The organism is Cecembia lonarensis LW9, assembly GCF_000298295.1.
Classification (GTDB): domain Bacteria; phylum Bacteroidota; class Bacteroidia; order Cytophagales; family Cyclobacteriaceae; genus Cecembia; species Cecembia lonarensis.
This window is the reverse complement of the sequence record NZ_AMGM01000259.1, coordinates 1-777: the sequence shown is the minus strand read 5'-3', so window position 1 is coordinate 777 and position 777 is coordinate 1. Positions and strand designations below refer to the sequence as shown.

The following is a 777-nucleotide window of genomic DNA, read 5'->3' as shown; positions in this document are numbered from 1 at the left end:
CTTCGATTCGCAGGAGAAAACGACGGTTCGTGGAGCGGGCGAAGAGCCAGGCGAGGATCGCGGTGCGTAGGTTGCCCAGGTGGAGCTCGCCAGAAGGGCTAGGGGCGAATCGTCCGGCACCCATGGATCCACTCCCTCTCGACACCCGGCGTCGAGGCGGTGGGAACCGGCGCTCGGAAGCGGGGAAATAGTAAAGGCCCCTCATGCACCTGCCAGAGCCCATCTACCCTTGCTACCTTCCGGTCCTGGGGGAGTTCAACAGGATGACACCACATGAGGGGCCGTCAAATAGTCTACCCGAAACAGGGCCCCGGCCCGAAATCCATGGGAGGTTGGGCCGCACGCCCCCAGGGTCACCGATTCTCGGGGCCGGCGTCCGGGATACGCGGAACTTGATCGGAGTCGTCCCAGCCCAGCAACCGTTTGGCGGGTGCATCGATGGTCGTTCCCGGAAGCATCAGCTGCAGCGCAGGCATCTTGGGCCCCAGAGGGCGGGGATAGAGCAGCCCATCGGGCAATTCCACTGTGGCGGTGCCGTGCGGGGTGCGCCATTGCAACGACCCGTTGCCCAGGTGCACCGCCTGCCAGCCGAGGACATGCTTGTAGACTTGGTGTCGCTTACACAGCAATTGGGCATTGGCCACCGAGGTTCCTCCTCCAGCGGCCCAGTCCTCGATGTGGTCGAACTCGGAAAACTCTGGGGCACGCAGACACCCCGGGAAGCGGCAGTGTTCGTCGCGCACTCGCAGGAAATCACGCAGCGCCTTCGATGGTTTG

The 777-nt window shown here is 64.1% G+C and carries 2 protein-coding genes and 1 other RNA gene; all 3 read right to left on the bottom strand.

Annotated elements, in window-relative coordinates; translation table 11 throughout:
* The coding region (locus B879_RS24075) for a glutamate--tRNA ligase family protein (RefSeq protein WP_202949680.1) at window positions 1-124 on the bottom strand (124 nt) is incomplete at its 3' end.
* 65 nt (window positions 125-189) lie between these two features.
* Window positions 190-286, bottom strand: an RNA gene (ffs, locus tag B879_RS24070) — signal recognition particle sRNA small type.
* Between the two features lie 67 nt (window positions 287-353).
* On the bottom strand, window positions 354-777 hold a 424-nt coding region (locus B879_RS24065; protein WP_040401592.1), incomplete at its 5' end, for an HNH endonuclease signature motif containing protein.